General features: G+C 56.1%; 22 protein-coding genes and 1 tRNA gene. 4 read left to right on the top strand and 19 right to left on the bottom strand.

All coding sequences use genetic code 11. The features are described 5' to 3' along the window. Window positions 1-195: 195 nt before the first annotated feature. Window positions 196-744, top strand: coding sequence for a TetR/AcrR family transcriptional regulator (locus EAO39_RS10595; RefSeq protein ID WP_120967355.1), 549 nt, complete (start codon window positions 196-198; stop codon window positions 742-744). Between the two features lie 77 nt (window positions 745-821). Here the strand turns inward: EAO39_RS10595 and EAO39_RS10600 are convergent, their stop codons facing one another. Both EAO39_RS10600 and EAO39_RS10605 read right to left on the bottom strand, forming a co-directional pair. Then, window positions 822-1,514: an alpha/beta hydrolase gene (locus EAO39_RS10600; RefSeq protein WP_120967356.1), complete on the bottom strand. Its 693-nt coding sequence runs from the start codon at window positions 1,512-1,514 to the stop codon at window positions 822-824. A 182-nt stretch (window positions 1,515-1,696) separates the two neighbouring features. Further along, window positions 1,697-2,005 (bottom strand): hypothetical protein, encoded by a 309-nt coding sequence (locus EAO39_RS10605; protein ID WP_120967357.1) that lies wholly within the window; start codon window positions 2,003-2,005, stop codon window positions 1,697-1,699. Window positions 2,006-2,090: 85 nt separating this feature from the next. Here EAO39_RS10605 and EAO39_RS10610 point away from each other — a divergent pair, with 85 nt between their 5' ends. Together EAO39_RS10610 and EAO39_RS10615 are read left to right on the top strand one after the other, a co-directional pair. Then, window positions 2,091-2,465 (top strand): DUF333 domain-containing protein, encoded by a 375-nt coding sequence (locus EAO39_RS10610; RefSeq protein WP_240466954.1) that lies wholly within the window; start codon window positions 2,091-2,093, stop codon window positions 2,463-2,465. Window positions 2,466-2,595: 130 nt separating this feature from the next. After that, window positions 2,596-2,672, top strand: a tRNA-Arg gene (locus EAO39_RS10615). A 121-nt stretch (window positions 2,673-2,793) separates the two neighbouring features. Here the strand turns inward: EAO39_RS10615 and EAO39_RS10620 are convergent. The 10 genes from EAO39_RS10620 to EAO39_RS10665 all read right to left on the bottom strand — a co-directional run bounded on the left by EAO39_RS10620 (window position 2,794) and on the right by EAO39_RS10665 (window position 10,279). Next, entirely contained in the window at window positions 2,794-3,828 is a 1,035-nt protein-coding gene (locus tag EAO39_RS10620; protein ID WP_240466955.1) for a tyrosine-type recombinase/integrase, read from the bottom strand. Next, on the bottom strand, window positions 3,821-4,048 hold the full coding sequence (locus tag EAO39_RS10625) for a DUF4224 domain-containing protein (protein WP_120967359.1): 228 nt from the start codon (window positions 4,046-4,048) through the stop codon (window positions 3,821-3,823). The genes EAO39_RS10620 and EAO39_RS10625 overlap by 8 nt, the downstream gene beginning before the upstream one ends. A 259-nt stretch (window positions 4,049-4,307) precedes the next feature. Then, on the bottom strand, window positions 4,308-4,583 hold the full coding sequence (locus tag EAO39_RS10630) for a hypothetical protein (RefSeq protein WP_120967360.1): 276 nt from the start codon (window positions 4,581-4,583) through the stop codon (window positions 4,308-4,310). A 117-nt stretch (window positions 4,584-4,700) separates the two neighbouring features. Continuing rightward, window positions 4,701-5,084, bottom strand: coding sequence for a hypothetical protein (locus tag EAO39_RS10635; protein WP_120967361.1), 384 nt, complete (start codon window positions 5,082-5,084; stop codon window positions 4,701-4,703). Continuing rightward, complete coding sequence (locus EAO39_RS10640; RefSeq protein ID WP_120967362.1) at window positions 5,084-6,277, bottom strand: hypothetical protein; 1,194 nt, start codon at window positions 6,275-6,277, stop codon at window positions 5,084-5,086. Before EAO39_RS10640 ends, EAO39_RS10635 begins: the two co-directional genes overlap by 1 nt. A gap of 69 nt (window positions 6,278-6,346) precedes the next feature. Next, window positions 6,347-6,886: a hypothetical protein gene (locus tag EAO39_RS10645; protein ID WP_120967363.1), complete on the bottom strand. Its 540-nt coding sequence runs from the start codon at window positions 6,884-6,886 to the stop codon at window positions 6,347-6,349. A gap of 93 nt (window positions 6,887-6,979) precedes the next feature. Beyond that, complete coding sequence (locus EAO39_RS10650; protein WP_120967364.1) at window positions 6,980-8,194, bottom strand: GGDEF domain-containing protein; 1,215 nt, start codon at window positions 8,192-8,194, stop codon at window positions 6,980-6,982. A gap of 304 nt (window positions 8,195-8,498) precedes the next feature. Continuing rightward, window positions 8,499-8,897, bottom strand: coding sequence for a hypothetical protein (locus EAO39_RS10655; RefSeq protein WP_120967365.1), 399 nt, complete (start codon window positions 8,895-8,897; stop codon window positions 8,499-8,501). 57 nt (window positions 8,898-8,954) lie between these two features. After that, window positions 8,955-9,941: a recombination-associated protein RdgC gene (locus tag EAO39_RS10660; RefSeq protein WP_120967366.1), complete on the bottom strand. Its 987-nt coding sequence runs from the start codon at window positions 9,939-9,941 to the stop codon at window positions 8,955-8,957. Window positions 9,942-10,003: 62 nt separating this feature from the next. Next, entirely contained in the window at window positions 10,004-10,279 is a 276-nt protein-coding gene (locus EAO39_RS10665; RefSeq protein WP_120967367.1) for a hypothetical protein, read from the bottom strand. Window positions 10,280-10,791: 512 nt separating this feature from the next. Here EAO39_RS10665 and EAO39_RS10670 point away from each other — a divergent pair. Next, a complete protein-coding gene (locus EAO39_RS10670; RefSeq protein WP_162989525.1) occupies window positions 10,792-11,484 on the top strand; it encodes a hypothetical protein in 693 nt (230 codons plus the stop codon). A gap of 467 nt (window positions 11,485-11,951) precedes the next feature. Here EAO39_RS10670 and EAO39_RS10675 read toward each other — a convergent pair whose 3' ends face one another. From EAO39_RS10675 to EAO39_RS10700, 7 genes are all read right to left on the bottom strand, one after another. After that, window positions 11,952-12,173: a hypothetical protein gene (locus EAO39_RS10675; protein WP_120967369.1), complete on the bottom strand. Its 222-nt coding sequence runs from the start codon at window positions 12,171-12,173 to the stop codon at window positions 11,952-11,954. A gap of 33 nt (window positions 12,174-12,206) precedes the next feature. Continuing rightward, the gene (locus EAO39_RS22530) at window positions 12,207-12,347 is read right to left on the bottom strand and encodes a hypothetical protein (RefSeq protein WP_162989526.1); all 141 of its coding nucleotides are present in this window, start codon (window positions 12,345-12,347) and stop codon (window positions 12,207-12,209) included. Between the two features lie 80 nt (window positions 12,348-12,427). Next, window positions 12,428-13,578 (bottom strand): IS3 family transposase gene (locus tag EAO39_RS10680; protein WP_120967072.1). Its coding sequence is split into 2 segments (ribosomal slippage): window positions 12,428-13,329 and window positions 13,329-13,578, totalling 1,152 coding nucleotides; the frame shifts between segments, so codons are not numbered across the junction. A 190-nt stretch (window positions 13,579-13,768) separates the two neighbouring features. After that, a complete protein-coding gene (locus tag EAO39_RS10685) occupies window positions 13,769-14,233 on the bottom strand; it encodes a DUF4440 domain-containing protein (RefSeq protein WP_205589370.1) in 465 nt (154 codons plus the stop codon). Window positions 14,234-14,398: 165 nt separating this feature from the next. After that, the gene (locus EAO39_RS10690) at window positions 14,399-14,839 is read right to left on the bottom strand and encodes a thermonuclease family protein (RefSeq protein ID WP_120967371.1); all 441 of its coding nucleotides are present in this window, start codon (window positions 14,837-14,839) and stop codon (window positions 14,399-14,401) included. Between the two features lie 197 nt (window positions 14,840-15,036). Further along, a complete protein-coding gene (locus EAO39_RS10695) occupies window positions 15,037-16,311 on the bottom strand; it encodes an acyl-CoA dehydrogenase family protein (RefSeq protein WP_120967372.1) in 1,275 nt (424 codons plus the stop codon). Window positions 16,312-16,361: 50 nt separating this feature from the next. Next, window positions 16,362-17,447: a phosphotransferase gene (locus EAO39_RS10700; protein ID WP_120970926.1), complete on the bottom strand. Its 1,086-nt coding sequence runs from the start codon at window positions 17,445-17,447 to the stop codon at window positions 16,362-16,364. Window positions 17,448-17,513 lie beyond the last annotated feature (66 nt).

Consider the following 17,513-nt stretch of genomic DNA (forward strand, 5'->3'; position numbering starts at 1 on the left):
CCGCACCATAGCGCCCGCACAGTTTCGTGCGCAAAGGCTGGGCGCTAAGCCGCATCCCTTTGGTATTCACAAAAAAGCGTGTCAATGATACATTTTAGTCTCATTTGATATTTTAAAATGTCATTTGGTGCTTTGTGGTCTCCAGCTATGTCTTGCAGGCACAATGGAGCCCATAAGAAATTCATAACTCCTCAGATGACTCTCGAAGATGACAAGGCCTTGGCGGCATTGGCTGTTGCCATGGTTCAAAACCCTCGCGGTACCTACCAGGATCTGGCCGCGGCTGTAGGCGTGAGTCGCGCCACGCTCTACAGGTTTTGTCGTACGCGCGAAGAGCTCATACTGCGTCTGCTTCGGCATAGCTCAAGGCGTTTGACGGATGGCTTGGAAGACGCACAGCTTGAGGCAGGAGAGCCCAAGCAAGGGCTTGATCGTCTGATTGAGTCTCACCTCAAGCACAAGGAGTTGGTCAGCTTCATCACCCAGTACTGGCAGGCCGACTCAGAGCTGGATCCTGAAATGGCGGCAGACTGGAAGCGCAATGAAGAAGCCATTGATGCTTTCTTTTTGCGTGGCCAGCGTGCCGGGGTGTTTCGTATCGACATCAGTGCCTCAGCGCTGAACGACACGCTTGTCTGGCTCATCATTGGATTGACGGATTGCGAGCGGCGCGGGCGCATCGCGGGTGCTGCTTTGAGGGGCACGATTGCAGACCTATTTATGGCAGGGGCTCGCGCAGAGTAGCGAGTTATTACCTGCTCCCCAATAAAAAGAGCCTGCTCGGCGGGCTCTTTTTCGGCAGAAAGTCAGTTTGTGGTTTTTCAGGCCGCACTTGTGGTGGCTGCCTCATGAATCACCTTGGCTACCTCGGCCGGGTGCGATGCAAGAGATGCGTGGCTTGCGTCCAGTGTGACAACCTTGCGCGCGTTCAGGCGTGAGGACATGCGAGTCTGATTTTCCGGTGAAATCATGCGGTCCTGACTGGAGATCTGATACCAGGACGGCTTGTGTTTCCATGCAGGATCGCTGACCGTATCGCCGAAGGTGCTTGCCAATGGCGCTTTCTGGCATGCCGCCATGACGAAGGCCTCGTCCGTCGTCAGATCCTGGCAAAAACTCTCGTGAAATTTATCTACTTTCAGCCACAGGTAACCATCGCTGTCCGGAACTAAATTGGGCGCGGCAATGGGCAGGTGCTGCTGCGTGATAGCGCCAGGGCTCTCACCTGCATCAGGTGCAAAAGCGGCAATGAAGACCAGTGCTGCCACATTGGGCAGATTGCCCGCTTCGCTGATGACGGCTCCACCATACGAGTGCCCGACCAAGACCACCGGGCCGCTGACCTGCGCAATCATCTTGCGGGTTCGTTCGGCATCGTCAGCCAGCGAGGTCAATGGGTTTTCTACCGCGCGTATGTCTTCATAGCCCAGACGTTTGAGTTCAAGAATGACTTTGCCCCAATGGGCGGCACCACCCCAAAATCCATGTACCAATATGACCGTTGGCTTGCTCATCGTACTAACTCCTCGTTCAAGGCTGGATGTAAAACGACCGACTGAGAATGGTGGCTGCTGGTGTACCTTGTGCTGCGCGGGCAGTTGTGAAAGTCGTGCCAATATAAGTCCATGGATAGAGAAGCAGTGTCAGGTTTGATCTGACGCTGCGTGTCTTTCGGACGGTGTTCAATGTGAACGCGCTATGTCCTCGTACTCAAGAGTTCTTCCTGTGCATACCAGTCAGCGAATAATTTTCGCGAGTTTGCATCAAAGCTCAGGTTGCGAGATTGGCACCAGCTTTTGAACTCTTTGGGGTGGATGGTTGCGCGTATCAGCTTGTGCCCGGCTCGGCGCTGATGCTGCTCTCCAAGTCGGGCCGATTGCAGCCACTCCTCATACGAGCCAAAAGCGGTCTTGCCGTCGACCATCAAACGCTTCATGGCTTCGAATTCTGTCTCGCGAAACCAGATGACGCTGACGACCGGTGTCGGTGGAGAATTGTGGTCCATATCAACCCCCGTTTATGTTGCTAAGTGTGCAACTGAACAGCATAGACCTTGGTGGGTTGTTCTCCTATTTTTCAGGGGAATATGTATGAGTACCAAGGGGATGAGCGAGCCGCTCAGCTTCACTTATATGAAGGCTTTCGGCAAGGAAAAACACAGGCCATCCAAGCGCACGGCGCGACATTTCCAGCCCCTGTACCATGGCGGCATGAAGCACATCAAGCCCATCGTTACCCTCGCTGCAGCAGCCGGACTATCTGCCTGCGCAGCTCCCGAGCCAGCTGTGCCTGCACTTGGCATGGCCAACCCTGCATCGGTGTATTGCGTAAAGCTGGGCGGTACATCGGTGATGGAGTCACACGCGGCTGGGCAGGTGGGAATCTGTCATCTGCCTGATGGCACGCAGATCGAAGAATGGACGCTTTTTCGGAGAGATCATCCACAATCAGGCTCTGTTCGGTAAAGTACCGAGTATTGCCGTGCATAATGTCGGGGCGCCATAAAAGTGCGTTTTTGGGCTCGTGCGGAGCGCTCCGCATCTGGAGCCTGATTCAGGTGTTCGAGCAATCGCACCAGCCGAATGAATCAAATATCTGCCCGTAGCTCAGTTGGATAGAGCAACAGCCTTCTAAGCTGTGGGTCACAGGTTCGATCCCTGTCGGGCAGGCCAATTAAATCAAGGGCTTACGTGAGGCTCTTGAAAAATCTCCGCTCCGCAAAACTGGATGTTTAACCAGTTTTTTGAGCGCGTAAACACGTAAACGCTGAGCCCATTGCGGAGCGGGAATTCTCTATTTTGTGGCCTTTACTCGGGCCCCTCGCCGCAAGTAATGCCGTTTTGTGGTCTGTACCGAGGTGTGGCCCAGCTGCCTTGATGCGGCCAGCTCACCTCGATCATCCGCAACGTCATCAGCGGCCTTGGCCCGGAGGTCATAGAACCAGAATGCGCGAATCTGAGCAGCCAAGTCAGCATCGCCAGTCTTCGTTGCCGTTAATGCCGCAGCTTCACGCGCGGACGTAAATGCGTTTTTCAGCATATGTTTGGACATGGCTTGACCCCGCTGGTTGAGCAGAAGACTGGCAGCCTCTGACCTAAAGCTACTTTTTCGCTCGGCGATCTTCGCTAACAAGGCCTGAAGTTGTCCCTCAATCTCAAAACGTAGCGGTGCTGAAGTCTTGCTTTGTTTGATGATCAGGAGTCCATCGACAATGTCTGCATGCGTGAGTGATAGGACATCCCCAGGCCGTTGCCCAGTCAAATAGGCCAGATCCATGGCGTGCTGAAGTGGCTCGTCGCTGTGCTCATAGACCGCGCTGTAAACGGCATCAGATATGTAGACTTCTCGCTTGCCAAGCGAGTGGCCCTCGATGCCTGCACATGGGTTCTCGCATTCAGTCCATCCCCATGCACGTGCAGTATTGAACATATGGGAGAACAGGCGCTTAAGTCGGTTTGCTGTTGTCGGCGTGCCCTTAGCCCATTGCAGCATTTGATAGATGTGCTTGGGTTTGATGGAGTTCAGCGGTGCAGGGGATGGCTGACAGAAGAATTCGCGCAGCTTTTTCATGTCACCGCGTTGGGTGGCCTGGGTCGTTGGTGCCTTTAGTGGCATTACCTCAGCCTCGTACCTGTCAGCCAGGTCAGCGAAAGTTTCAGACGCAGTCGCAATGGGCATCGCAGAGAGCTCAATCCATTTCTTTACTGCCTCTCGGTAGTCGCTTCCCAGTGGTATCTCTTTGCGCGGTCGAGAACCCGTGTCGAAGTAATAGTGAACATTCCCGGACTTTTGTTTGCGCGCCCGGAAATAGGGCATTGAATTAACCATGACTCAGCGCAGGCTCCCAGGAAGGGGCCTGTTCTTTTTTCCTTGTAGAGCCTTCAATCGTTGAGCGAGTAACGATTGGGCGGCCTACGGCGTTGATATAGAACGGGATTTTCATTGTGCGGAGTGCCGACACCTGGAGTTCTTCGCGCTTTTTTCCATTTTTTCCCGTGTTAACGCCGGTCAGCTCCTTGATTTCGTCTGGTGTAAGGAAGGTTGTCATATCCATCCAATCAAATTAAATGCCCCTCGCGGGGTCGAGCGGCTGCCGTAGCCAGCTGCTACTGATCCCACAGGCGCAGCGCGCTTGCATGCCCCGGATAGACCGGCAGCGCAGCAGTTAGGAGAGTTGAAGTGGTGGAGCAGGTAGGCCCGGTCTTCGGGCAGGTCCACGGTGCTGGCGCTGGTTGCTATGAGGTCTCCAAAAAAGCAGAACCCCGCTCAGTGGCGGGGTTCGTGGTTTGGTGGTTTTTTGTGAGGGATCAGTTCTTATCCAGTTGAGACTGGTGGTAAGAGCAAAGCCTGAACCCTTGGTGTACCCGCTCATCGCAGTTCGGCACAGAGCATGCTTTCTTGCGCAGCAGGGGGGTGATGACTGTTTCATAGTTGAACTTTTGAGCACGACTCAAGGATTCAAATCCTCTGTCTGCACACTGCTTGGCTGCCCCATGGGCAGGTGAGTCACGTACTAGAAGTCCTTCGTCAATCAACTCCTCAAGAATTTCCAAAAACTCCTCTGCATCCGAGTCGTAAAGCATCAGTATTCCTCCAAGTGGTCAGACTAGTGAAACATGTATCTTTCGCTGATGCAATAGTCTTGATTGCTTGATTACGGCTTAAACAATAGATTTGATGATATTGTTAAGTGAGCTTATTCAGCAACACAAGGTGCCTTTCTGCGCCTGGGCGCGCTCTGCAATTTCAGCCAACGCAGCCTGAGCAAGGCTGAGAGTCGCGGTCGCAGTGATGTTCTGCTGCCTGATGATTTCAAGCTGCCTACGTTTGCGCGCAATCAGCCCTGCAAGAGCCTCGGCCTTGGTGCTGCTTACCCAACGCGCACCGGGGATCAATGCGAACCGCAGCTTCTGGTAAGGCCGCTCGACGGACTGCAGCCATGCGCCGCGTGGTGTTGCCTTCACGACTTTCCATTGCTGCCATTCCAACTCCATACCCTGATAGGTTTCCGAGCCGTCATCGATGTATTGACCTTCTACGCGGTGCAGTATGTCGTTGACCTTGGGTGTGTGCGTCTTGTTCATCACTCCCCCTTTGCTGCCGCGATAGCGGCGTCATCTTCCAAATGCAGCGGCCCCGTGCAGTACGGGTCGCGCTCGATGCGCGCCATGGCTGCACGAATCGCCCGTCGTGGTTGATCGCCGTAGATCTCCGAAACCACGCGCTCACGCGGCTCGCTCATGTGGTGCTGCACTGTTCGCCAGCCCACATCCTCCCCGTCGCTGGTAGTGAAGCAGCGCAGGTCAATGCACTGGTCTTGGAGAAAGGCCAGCAGCTCCGCATCCAGCGCGCCTGCCTGCGCCTGGGGTACGGCAAACAATGGCGTGGTGAACTTTCCAGCAGGCGTGATTCGGGAGGGCAGGTATCGGCCGGCGTTGAGAGAGTCAGGGCCGTCTGGGTCACGGTGGTGGTCGAGCTGCTCTTTGCTGACATACAGAACAGGCGCTTGCTCTGCTGCCTGCGCGGGGAGTCCGGTAGCAGTAGCCAGCAGGGCGCGCACTGAGCCTTCTGAGTAGAGATTGCGAATAGGCCACTTGCCAGATTCGACGGTTGCTTGCTTGTGCCGAGCATCAACAAAGCCATGCCATTCGCCGTCATTGCCTTGAAACTCCATGGCGTCAGGCTCAGGCAGCACTGGCGCGGCTGCTGGCGCTGCCTGCACAGGGGCTGTGCGCTGGGCGCGGTCGGCGTCAACGTAGGCGCGCATCTGGTCTGCGGAATAAAGGCTTGTTCCGCCTGCGGGTGCGGGATCGCCAAAATCTACCTCGAGGCGGCCATTCATGAAGTCCACAACTTCAGCGGTGGATGATGGCAGATACGGGTATTCCGTAGGCTCCTGAATCTGGTGCAAGTACTGGCTACTTGGTGCGGCTCGGACAGCGAGGATGCGCAGGTCGCGCTTGATCCAGTCATCTGCTTGGAACACAGCCTGCCGAGCTGACTCAATCTGCTCGGGGTCGCCTTGTTTACGCGCTTCGTGATGCGAGATGACCTTGACTGCGTGATCGCCGATGCGCTCGATGATCTCTTCAATCAGCTCCTCAATTGCTTCAGGTGTAGATGCGCGCAATAGGGCATGGCCGGCCTTAAATGCCGTGCGGCCGTAGCTCAGCAGGTGCTGTCGGTCCTGGCCGGTGACAAGGTTCAGGCTGAACGGCGCCATGAGCAGCGACAGGTGAATATCGTCGCCAGGGGTCATCTTGATAGGTTGCTTCATAAGGGTGGCTCCCAGAATGAGAAAAGCCCGCGGCGGCGGGCTGGAGTGATTGCTTGAATTCGGGTTCGGCTACCACTTGCCGAAGGCTTCGGGCTTGTCGTTGACCGACAGCATCCCCGACAGCTCGTCGGCATGCACGCTTTTTGCCTCGATGGCGACGGGATAGTCTTCGGAGTCCAGCAGATCGGGGTCGGGCGCGGCCTGATACGCGGCCACAAAGCGGCCCATCCAATCCATGGCATCGGCTGAGCTGGTGGCCGTGTAGCGGCGAACGCCGTCAACGATCAGCAGCCACACGGGCACCTTTTCAACCTGCGCTAACTTGTGCAGGCGCTCGTTTGCCAGCTCCACACAGCAGCGCAACTGACCCCGGTCCATGTCGACCAAGAAATCCGGGGTGGATGGCTTTTTGAGGACAGGGGCTAGCTGATAGCCGATCCAGGCGTAGTCGCACTTCTCATTGCGATAGTGGGGGCCGTTGCGGTCCTTCCTCACCAGCTCTGCGATTTCATCGACGGTCCCGTCTAAGCCAACGTAGCGTTTGGCGTGGCGCGCATAGGCAGTTTCAAAGTCCTCACGCAACTTTTTCAGTTCTTGCCAGGTAAGCATAGGGCTCCAGAAAGCAAAAAGCCCGCTCAGTGGCGGGCTCGAGTTATTGAATAGGACTGCGCAGCGTGAGCTGGGCGCCCCTGAAGAAGAACGCTAACTAGTGAGTGGTGCCAGAGCTTCGCCTATAGGCAGCGTGTCCTCAAAGTGGATATCCGGATAGGTTATGCCTGACACATGTACGCAATCGCGGCCGGCATTTTTTGCGCTATAGAGAAGTTCGTCGGCTCTCTTTAAGGAGTGTTCCAACTCCGATGAATCTGTGATCGAGGCGATGCCAAAGCTAAGGGTCAAAGGGTGGCCTGTGGGCAAAAGCGCGTTGTCAGAGCGAAGCTCAAGCTGGATTCTCTGAGCTACGTTTGTAGCACTCTGCGGACTGATTCCTGTCAATAGCAGCACAAACTCTTCCCCACCGAACCGAGCTACCAAGTCTTGGTTGCGAACATTACGCTGCAAAGTCGCGGAGACTAGTTTGAGTACTTCATCGCCGCGGTCGTGCCCCCAGGTGTCATTGATGCGTTTGAAGTGATCGATATCCGCAGTCAAAACAGCCATGGGATAAAGCCGCCTATTCGCAAGACGTCGCTGAGCAACTTCATGAAAGGCACGCCGGTTCAAGACTTTCGTCAGTGCATCATGGTCACGCTCATCGCGCAGTTGATTGACCGTTTCCTTCATGGCAATCGCCACTGTCAGAACAGTAAAAATCATTGCGAAAACCAGAATGCTCATTGAGGAGATCAGCCAATATGCTGACTGAGTGTATTCAGCCATTCCTGTGTTCCGATTGAGGGTTATGAGAAAAGGTCTTGTGAAAGTAAAGGATGTGAAAATTACCGCAAGCCCGAGCAATATGCGATCAAGCCAATCTCTGGCACTCCCAGTCCTGAACGCAGAAAGGATTGGTAGCAGCATAACGAGTCCCGTTGCTGCGCTGAGTACATGCAAACGTGCTTGGAGGCTTGGTTCAGATTGGCTGTAGTGGAACAGTGCCGCCATTGTTACTAGGTAAATTAACAATGCAGATTTGGGTTGTGTAGAAACCCTCCATCGCTCAGCCCAACTCATTGTTAGAAACCAAGCGCCTAGCAGATACAGCGTCCCAGTGAGTAGCGCGTAGCGATTGAGTTTCTCAAACGACGCGTAGCTTTGAAAACTGACTGGAATTATAGAAAATGCATAAGAGCAGCTTTGCCAAAGTAAAAATTTATGCTGACGAAGGAAAATCCAACAGATAGCAAGTAGACCAGCCAAAAGCAAAATGGTCATTGACGGGGCGAACACAAAGATTTGGTCTTTTACTTCGGACATGAATTTTTGTGTAGGAAATATTTACCATTAACTGTAAGCGGATGCCGTAATTCATAATCTAAAGTGCTAGGCTTGCGGTGCTTGTGGCTCCTCTTTCAACTGTTGTTAACAATAGAAACTAAATGCAAGTGTATGAAAATTAAATACGTGATATTCCCTTGGAGCATTGGTGTTTGCCACTTGTCGACAGTAAATTTTCAGCAATTCAAGGGTTGACCCTTGTTATGGGCATGGGGTGATAAGCAGTTTCAGTGTGCTATTCCTTTTCGATGGTGCCGACCCATTTGCTCGTTACGCAAGGCATTCAAGAGACCACTTTTTTAATTTCTTGGATCTGGACGTCTATCCATCCAGCCTTCATGGCCAGCTCCTTGCACTGCTGGGCAGCTTCTTGCAGGCTATAAGGCTTACTGCGCACGGCTGAGCGCTTTGCTTTGCGCAGCCAGGCCTGCTCGTCAAAGTCTTCTACCGGTTTGCCGCCTGCTTTGCGTGCCATGACTTGCAATCGCGCATGCTCTTCCTTTGCTTTGGACAGGGCTTCGGGTGGGATTCCAGTGACGCGCCAGCCTTTATGCGCAGACACCTGGTCAGCCTTTGCGGCCACGCGCTTTTGGCGCTCCTGCTCCAGGGCTTCGGCGCGCATGGCAGCCATCCGGCTGGGTGAAATGGCTTTGCCATGGACATTCACGTAAGACAGGCTCATGGGAGACTCCAAAGAAAAAGCCCGCGGCGTTGCGGGCTTGGGGTTGTGGTGGCGGCCTTAAAACGGGTCTTCGCCTGGGACGGTATCGGTAGGTGCAACCTTCGATCCGGTGGTGCTGGCGTTGGCAGCTAGTGAGGCGGGTAGGTCGCCCAGGCCGGTGCGGCCTTCGCCGCCCAGGGCTTCGATCAGGTCAGGAATCAGGCGCGACAACTCACCCGTGGCAATGGTCACATCGGTATCAAAGCCGCCATCGTCCTGGCCGTTGCCGTCCATGACCGCATCCAGCAGCGCGATGTTCTTGATCTGCAGGCCTTCGGTCAGCACAAAGCTCACGCGGTCGTCCCAGGTCATTGCCAGCTTGGTCGGCAGCTTGCCGTGCTCGATGTGCTGGCGCACTTCATCAATATCCAGCGGGTGTCGGGCGTAGCGCACCACGGCCTTGGATTCGTCGGTTGCTTTCAGCTCTGTTTCGCGGTCTGCGGTGAAGCCCGCTGGCGGCTCCTGCGTCATCAGCCAGTGCGCCATGGCCGCCTGTGGGCTGGTCTGCGTGTCCAGTAGTGCCAGGCTAAAGCCAGTCAGGCCTTCCACCAGCAGCGTGACAACCTCATCGGCGCGGCCCTGGGCGCTGGTATCGAGCACCAGGGTGCGCGCCTGCGGATCGATCCAGACCCACATACTGCTCTGCTTGGTGAAGGCCATGGGCAGCAGATCCAGCTTGGCTTCATCCTTGAGTTCGCGCTTTTCTTTCTTCCCGGGCTTACGGCCCTCGGTGGCCTCGATGTGCGCGGCCTTTTCATTGACCTTGCGATTGAGCACGCTGGCCGGCAGCATTTTGGATTCGCTCATGAAGCGCATCACCCATTGACCGGCGACTGACTCGGCCAGCAGGCCATGGGCCTCGCTGCGTGGTGATGTCCAGCCCACGCTGCGCTCCTGTGTGGCGCCACATTCGGCAAACACCGTCTTTTGCAGCGCATCTTCCAGCGTCTGAAGGTCGCCTTGCCAGCTCTCGGCAATGCGGTAAATGATCATGCTCTTGAACATTGGAGCTCCAGAAATGCGAAACCCGCTTGTCAGCGGGCGGGTGAGTGGGGAAAGAGCGCGGCTCAGTGCTTGCTGAGGGGCTGCTCGTTTTTGCGGAGAGCTGATAGCGCATGGAGGTGCAGGACCAGGGCGCTGCAGAGCAGCGGGAAGTCGGCAGCGTCGATGTAAATGGCACCGCGCTCCTTGCGGGACTCGATGCCAAGATCAATCAGATTGCCGCCATTGACATGCAGCATGGCCAGGGTGGCGTTGATTTCGCCCAATTTCATGGTTTGGCCGCTTGCGATATGGGCCTTGAATTCGTCCTCGGACAGCTCGGAGAGTTTTGTGCGGCTCATGGCTGGTCGAGGTTCAAAGCGGCGCGCCGCTGATGATCAGGGCGCACGCGAGGGAGAGGGCCGCGATGCCAGAGGCAACCAGCAGATTGAATAGGGTGCTCATGGGAGTTCTCGCAGGCATTCGTGGGTAGAAGCGTTGATCCAGATGGCCGAGTGGCCTGGAGGGCAGACGCCTGCGGGAACGGCCTTGGCAAGCATGGGCGCCGGTGCGTGATGTGGCTTGGCATCTGTTTTGGCCGCGATGGCACCCACGGCGATGGTGATCAGGGCTCCGATGAGCCAGGCGCTGGATTGGAGACTCCCGAGAAACAAAAAAGCCCGCGTGAGTGCGGGCTGAGAGGGGTGAATAAAGATCCGGTGCCCTTTCGGGACCACGTGTGGCGGTATGGGCAAAGAGGAAACACTGGAGTTCAGGTGTCTGTGTCTCATTTATGCTGGGATCAAGAGACTGAAATAATCACCACGAGATTTGTTGAGACGATTGCTTGTTTTTGTGACCTTGGGAGGGGGCGATGAAAACATTGCTATCTGCGGTCGCAGTAGCCGCAATTCTTGTTTCTCCTGGGCAAGCACTAGCAGGTGCTACCGAAAAGGTGGCAATTCCTAGAGCTAATGTGGTTGAAAAAGAAACCGGTCCCGTCGGTGTTGGCCCTTTAAAACTTGGGATGAGCAAAGCTGACGTTGAGGCCCAGAATTTTGGAGAGATGTATTTGGCATCTCGATTGCTCCGGTCGTTCAACAAAAATTCGGAGCAAGTTCCGGGTGTAGAGCGATACGTAAGCAAGTTGGGAACGTCGTTCTCATCCTCTCCAATTGATCTCAGCCTTGTCTTCAAGAATGGCGCGCTTACCACCATTACTGTGTTTGCAAGACGGCAGAGCTCAGTGATTACGACCTTGGCTGCCCAGGTGCTCTCTAAGTTTGGTGAAGGCAAGTTCTCGGATTCAACCTATGAAACTCCCTGTGGGTTTCTTAACGGGGAGACGCTGTTTGCCAAAACCGGAGACGTCAACCAGGTTTGGAAAACCAAGGGTGTCGATCACAAGACGATCCAAACTACCTTCACAAGAGCGCGTCTAGACACCTGCTCGGCCCGGCTACATGGGGATGAATTAATTGGGGTAACTTTGGAGTACCTGACCGTTGAATTGCTCCAAAGTGTGAGTCCAGTTTTTGGCGATAGCAAAGCGTTTGCTGGGCGTTAGGTTCCTGCCGACAGCATTGCTGGCGCACCATCTGGTGTGACAACTTTCGCCATCAGCGCGGAAGCCGCGCCGAAGACCCCAATCACCGTCTGCTAAGGCCTATTCCTGTGCAGACTTACTCGCTCAAGTGGTCACGCCGGATGGCTGCCGCTTACGCCGGCAAGTCGTGATGGTTATCGCTGTGTACCCCCCAGCTTCCCAACAACTCAACAAGAGGACAGATGACCTACGTTGCGAGGCAGACTTTCACTGTTTGCAGGCGGGCGACTGCCTGTCACAAACCATCAAGAAAAAGAGCGGATCACCCGGTTTGCGGTCTGTCGGTGGCGGTATCTCGGATTACCAAACTCCACGCCCGGTTGCAGTTTTTCAGTGCCGCGCTCTTTCTTGATGGCCCCGCTTAGCCCTGCGGGGGAAGGCACATGCATGCCGCATGCTGGCTACTCGCTCACATTTCAGAATCTCCGTCAGTCTTGGGATGGCAGAAGCAGGTCATGCTCGCGGCAGTAGGCCATTTCCTCGTCGTAGTCGGTATCGGCCAACACCAGGGCGCCGTCAGGTCCGTAGATGTTTCGTGTCGGCGCGCCCATGGCTTGGCCGATGCGTTCAACACGGTAGCCGTGGCGATCCCAGCATCCGTTTGGGCTGTTGGGGCTGGCTGGCTTCTGGGAGGAGTTGGCAGCTTCCATTGCTTTGAAATTCCGTTGGTAATGAGGTGGAGCCTATTCATCCAGCAGGTGCGCTTTGATGAAGGGGCCAAATAACGGGTGGTCGCCTTTTTTGTATTCCAGGCGGAGGCAGTCACCCGGATTGAAGCCACCATGCGGGGCGATATGGGCATCCACTCGAACGTCAAAACCCATGTCTCCACTGACCACAGTTAGGTTCCAGGCTCCGCTGACGAATTGCTCGGCGCGTTTCACCTTGAATCGACCAGATTTTTTTAGATAGCTGCCAGCCTCACGGAATTACGTCTCTCAAACTCTATTGGAGACAGACCATCAGCAGACGAATGTCTGCGAATGGGGTTGTAGAACATTTCGATGTAGCTGAAGACATCGCTGTGCGCCTCTTGCCTCGTAGGATAGGTTTTTCTGCGGATGCGCTCCCGCTTAAGCAACTGAAAAAAACTTTCAGCAACTGCGTTGTCGTGACAGTTTCCTCGCCTGCTCATACTCGATTGCAGGTTGTGGCTAGCAAGGAAGCGCTGCCATTCATGGCTTGTAAATTGGCAGCCTTGGTCAGAGTGCACGGTCACGGTATTGCATGGTCTTCTACGCCAGAGCGCCATATGCAATGCATCCAAGGGCAGCTGGGTATCAATGCGGCTACCTGTTGCCCAGCCAACAACTTGGCGTGAGAACAGGTCAATTACCGTTGCCAGGTACAGCCACCCCTCATGAGTGCTGATATAGGTGATATCAGTCACCCAGACTTTGTTCGGAGCATGCACGGTGAACTGCTGCGATAGTAAGTTGGGAGCCACGACTGCTGGAGCACCTCCTCGCACACGAGGGCGTCGTCCGTAGCCTCGCTGAGCCTTTAATCCCTCACAGCGCAGCAGTCTTGCTACCCGGTGCCTGCTGCAGGTCTCGCCTAAGTCACGCATGTCCAATGTCAACTTGCGGTAGCCATATACGCCACCGCTTTCTAGCCATGCCTGCTTTAGAAGGCCCAATAGACGCTGGTCATCGGCCGCACGTTGACTGAGCGGCCGAACCCTCCAAGCGTAGTAACCACTGGGGTGCAATTGCAGCACCCGGCACATGCGCACAACGCTGTAAATCAACTGGTGCTTGGCAATGAAGGCGTACTTCAGTCGCACTGGCGAGCGAAGTACGCCGCCGCTTTTTTTAGGATGTCACGCTCCTCGGTGACCCTTTTGAGTTCTGCTTTGATACGGCGTAATTCTTCGCTTTGACTGACTTGCTCCTGCCGCTGAGCTGCGGGGATTTGCTGCAGTCGAATCCACTTATACAGACTATGCGTGCTCACGCCTAAACGGCGTGAGACGTCGGCTGCGCTGTGGCCGTGTTCCAAGATTTGCTTGACGGCCTCAATCCTGAATTCTTCTGGGTAGCGTTGTGCGTTCATATGGACTCCTATTTGAACGGAAATAGGAGGCTGTGAACTATCTACAAAAAGTTGGTCGATTCAGTCTGCGCAAGTACCGGACCTTGCTGGCTTTGAGCAAATCGTTCTGACGCAGAAGCAGAGGTATGGCTGGGCCAGACCTCTTGCCGAGGCATGATTTTTTTGTGAATGCAAAGCTGTCGCGGCTCGCTTATTTCTCCGGCATGGCCGAAGAATGGTGGCTGGTGATGAGCCACTGTTTGCCATCCCACTGATAGGTATAGGTGTAGCGCGCCTTCACGACGGCACCGGTCTTGGCGAAGGTAAATGTATACAGCCCCACATCCACCGCAGTGTTGCAGCCTATCTGTATGGTTCTGGAGTCAATGCGCCCGAAGGGTTGGTTCTGCAGAAACAGCTTGAAATAGTCTTCCTTTTGAGCCGCATCAAGGCGCGGCGTATTGGAAATAGTGGGCAGCAAGACCGATTTGGGTGCGTAGTTGGCAACGACCTTGTGCACATCGCCCGTCTGCAGGGATTGATTCCAACGGTCAAAAAGTGCCGCGATTTCCTGCTCGTTGGTCGCTTTGCAGGTTTCCGTGCGCATCGCTGAGGGGCCTGGCGGCTGCGAGGCGCATCCGGCAAGCAAGGCGCTTGCAGCCAAAAACGGAACCATGAAAATTTTCCGCATAGAAACTCCTCATCGCTAGGGGAGGATCACTCTAGCTGCGGTGGCTGCAGGGTCAATACCCATCTGTGATGGGGCTGAAATGGCAGCCTTGAATTCAGGGCATTGCTGTGCTGCGGTAGCGGTGTCATGTTCGTACAAGGAAACCAGGCGCTACTGGCAATGCTCACGCCATAGCCCGGCTTTGCGCGCCCTGGCTTCAGTTTGGGCAAATGCGTACTGACCACGCTCCTGAGGGCTTTGCGCGTCAGAATCGGCCTGGTTCCACTTGGCCATACCCTGTGTGAGCAATGCCAGCCCTATATCCAGCGTCTTCTGGGGTCCTGGAGCTTCGTCCGGCTTGATCCAGACGGAGCAGATTCGGTGATTTTCATGCTGATTGCCGTTGCAGCGCAGCTCGGCTTGCTTCATGTAGGCGAGTTGGCTGAGTGCTTCACGGGCGCGGTTGGCGAACCGCTGATTGCGCTCAGGCGTATCAAGGCCCTGCAGTCTTACCTGTATCTCCTCATACTGCCCTGCGTCCCCGCAGCGGGCAGTCAGAGTGCGGCCGTCCGAGATGGCGATGACGAGGCAAGTGAGTGTGGCTGCGAGCATGGGCGGACGGCGCAATTGAAGTTTCTATCCTGCCCATGATAGGAGCACGCGAAGAAGCCAGCAGAATTTGACCAGACCGGGTTTTGATGAATGTGGCTTTGGCCGCAGCGTCGGACAAAAAAGCCTGCTACTGAAAAAGTAGCAGGCTTTTTACGTATGCTGGACGGACAGCAGGATGCTGCCGCCTGCGGCTGGGGTCAGCCGCCGCGCGTGACGGGTACTTGGGCGTCCTGGCCGTAGCTGCCGTACTTGCCCAGCTCCCACTTGGCGATGGCGTTGCGGTGCACTTCATCGGGGCCGTCGGCAAAGCGCAAGGTACGGGCGTTCGCATAGGCGTAGGCCAGAGGGAAGTCGTCACACATGCCGCCGCCGCCATGTACTTGCATGGCCCAGTCGATGACCTGACAGGCCATGCTGGGGGCGACCACCTTGATCATGGCGATTTCGGTACGGGCGACCTTGTTGCCGGCCACATCCATCAGCCATGCGGCTTTCAGCGTCAGCAGGCGGGCCATGTCGATCTTGCAGCGGGCTTCGGCAATGCGTTCCTGCGTCACCGTCTGCTGGGCCACGGTCTTGCCAAAAGCAGTGCGCGAGGAGGCGCGCTTGCACATCAACTCCAGTGCTCGCTCGGCCAAGCCGATCAGGCGCATGCAGTGGTGGATGCGACCTGGGCCGAGGCGACCTTGGGCAATTTCAAAGCCGCGTCCCTCGCCCAGCAGGATGTTGGACACGGGCACGCGCACATTGTCGAAATACATCTCTACGTGGCCATGGGGGGCATCGTCGTAGCCGAACACATTCAAGGGGCGCACGATGCGTATGCCCTTGGCGTCTGCCGGTACCAGCACCATGCTTTGCTGCGAGTGCTTGGCCGCTTCAGGGTCGGTCTTGCCCATGGTGACAAACACAGAGCAGCGTGGATCGGCGGCGCCGGAAATCCACCACTTGTGGCCGTTGATGACGTATTCGTCGCCCTGGCGCTCGATGCGTGTGCCGATGTTGGTGGCATCGCTGGAGGCGACGTCGGGTTCCGTCATGGCGAAGGCCGAGCGGATCTTGCCTTCCAGCAAGGGCTTGAGCCAGCGCTCTTTATTGGCTTCATCGCCGTAGCGGGCGATGGTTTCCATATTCCCGGTGTCGGGAGCCGAGCAATTGAAAACCTCTGAGGCCCATGGCACACGGCCCATGATTTCTGCCAGCGGTGCGTATTCCTGATTGGTCAGGCCTGCGCCGTGATAGCCCGAGGCTTCGGCACTGTCCACGGGCAAAAACAGATTCCACAAACCGGCAGCCTGGGCTTTAGGTTTGAGCTTTTCAATGGTCTGCAGCGCAGTCCAGCGCTTGCCCGCCGCCGTGTTGGCCGCCAGCTCCTCCGAGTAGTCTTTTTCGGAGGTATAGATATGCTCATCCATGAACTTGAGCAGACGTTGCTGCAAATCCTTGGTCTTGGGTGAGTAGTCGAAATCCATGAATGCTCCTTTTGTTGTTGGAGGTTGAAGTGGCGTGGTGGTGGAAAAAATCAGCTTCGCTGTGCAAATGACCAGGCCAGCTCGGCCATGGGGCGGGCCGTGTCGCCCGAAGCCTTGGCCTGGGCGCTGGAGGCCGTGCCAGCTTCGACGCGCTTGGCAATGCCTTGCAAGATGGCGGCAATGCGGAACATGTTGTAGGCCAGGTAGAAATTCCAGTCCTGGTGCAGCGCCGCCACATCGGCCACGCCAGCGCGCTGGCAGTAGCGCTGTATGTATTCCTTCTCGCTGGGAATGCCCAGCGCGGCGATATCCAGGCCGGCAATGCCCCGACCCAGGGCGGTGGGGATGTGCCAGCTCATGCAGTGGTAGCTGAAATCGGCCAGCGGGTGGCCCAAGGTCGACAGCTCCCAGTCGAGTACGGCAATCACGCGTGGCTCGGTAGGGTGGAACATCAGGTTGTCCAGGCGGTAGTCGCCGTGAACGATGGAGACTTGGCTCTCGTCCTTGGCGCTGGCAGGCATGTGGGCCGGCAGCCATTGCATGAGTTTGTCCATCTCGGGGATGGGCTGGGTGACGGAGGCCACATACTGCTTGCTCCAGCGCCCGATCTGGCGCTCGAAGTAATTGCCGCTCTTGCCGTAGTCGGCTAGGCCGCGTTCGGCAAATTTCACGCTGTGCAGTGCCGCAATCACGCGGTTCATTTCGTCATAGATCGCAGCGCGTTCGGCAGGCGTCATGCCGGGCAGAGACTGATCCCAGAGCACGCGGCCCTGCATGAACTCCATGATGTAGAAGGCGCGGCCGATGATGGCTTCGTCCTCGCACAGCGCATACATATGGGGCACGGGCACATCGCTGTCCGCCAGGCCTTTCATTACCCGGTACTCGCGCTCTATGGCATGGGCCGAGGGCAGCAGCTTGGCGACGGGGCCCGGCTTGGCGCGCATCACATAGTTCTTGCCGGGCGTGATCAGCTTGTAGGTGGGGTTGGATTGCCCGCCATTGAACATCTCCACCTGCAGCGGCCCTTCAAAGCCCTCCACATGCTGGCTCAGCCAGGTGCTCAGTGCCGCCGTATCGAAAGTATGTTGCTCGGTGACTGGGCGGGTGCCGACAAAATGATCAAAAGTGCTCATGGGCATTCAGTCCTGTGTTTTTTGAAGTGGTTCGGCCATGCGGCAGCCGCGGCCGCTGGCAAAGCG

This window comes from Comamonas sp. lk (assembly GCF_900564145.1).
In the GTDB taxonomy this organism is placed as follows: domain Bacteria; phylum Pseudomonadota; class Gammaproteobacteria; order Burkholderiales; family Burkholderiaceae_C; genus Comamonas.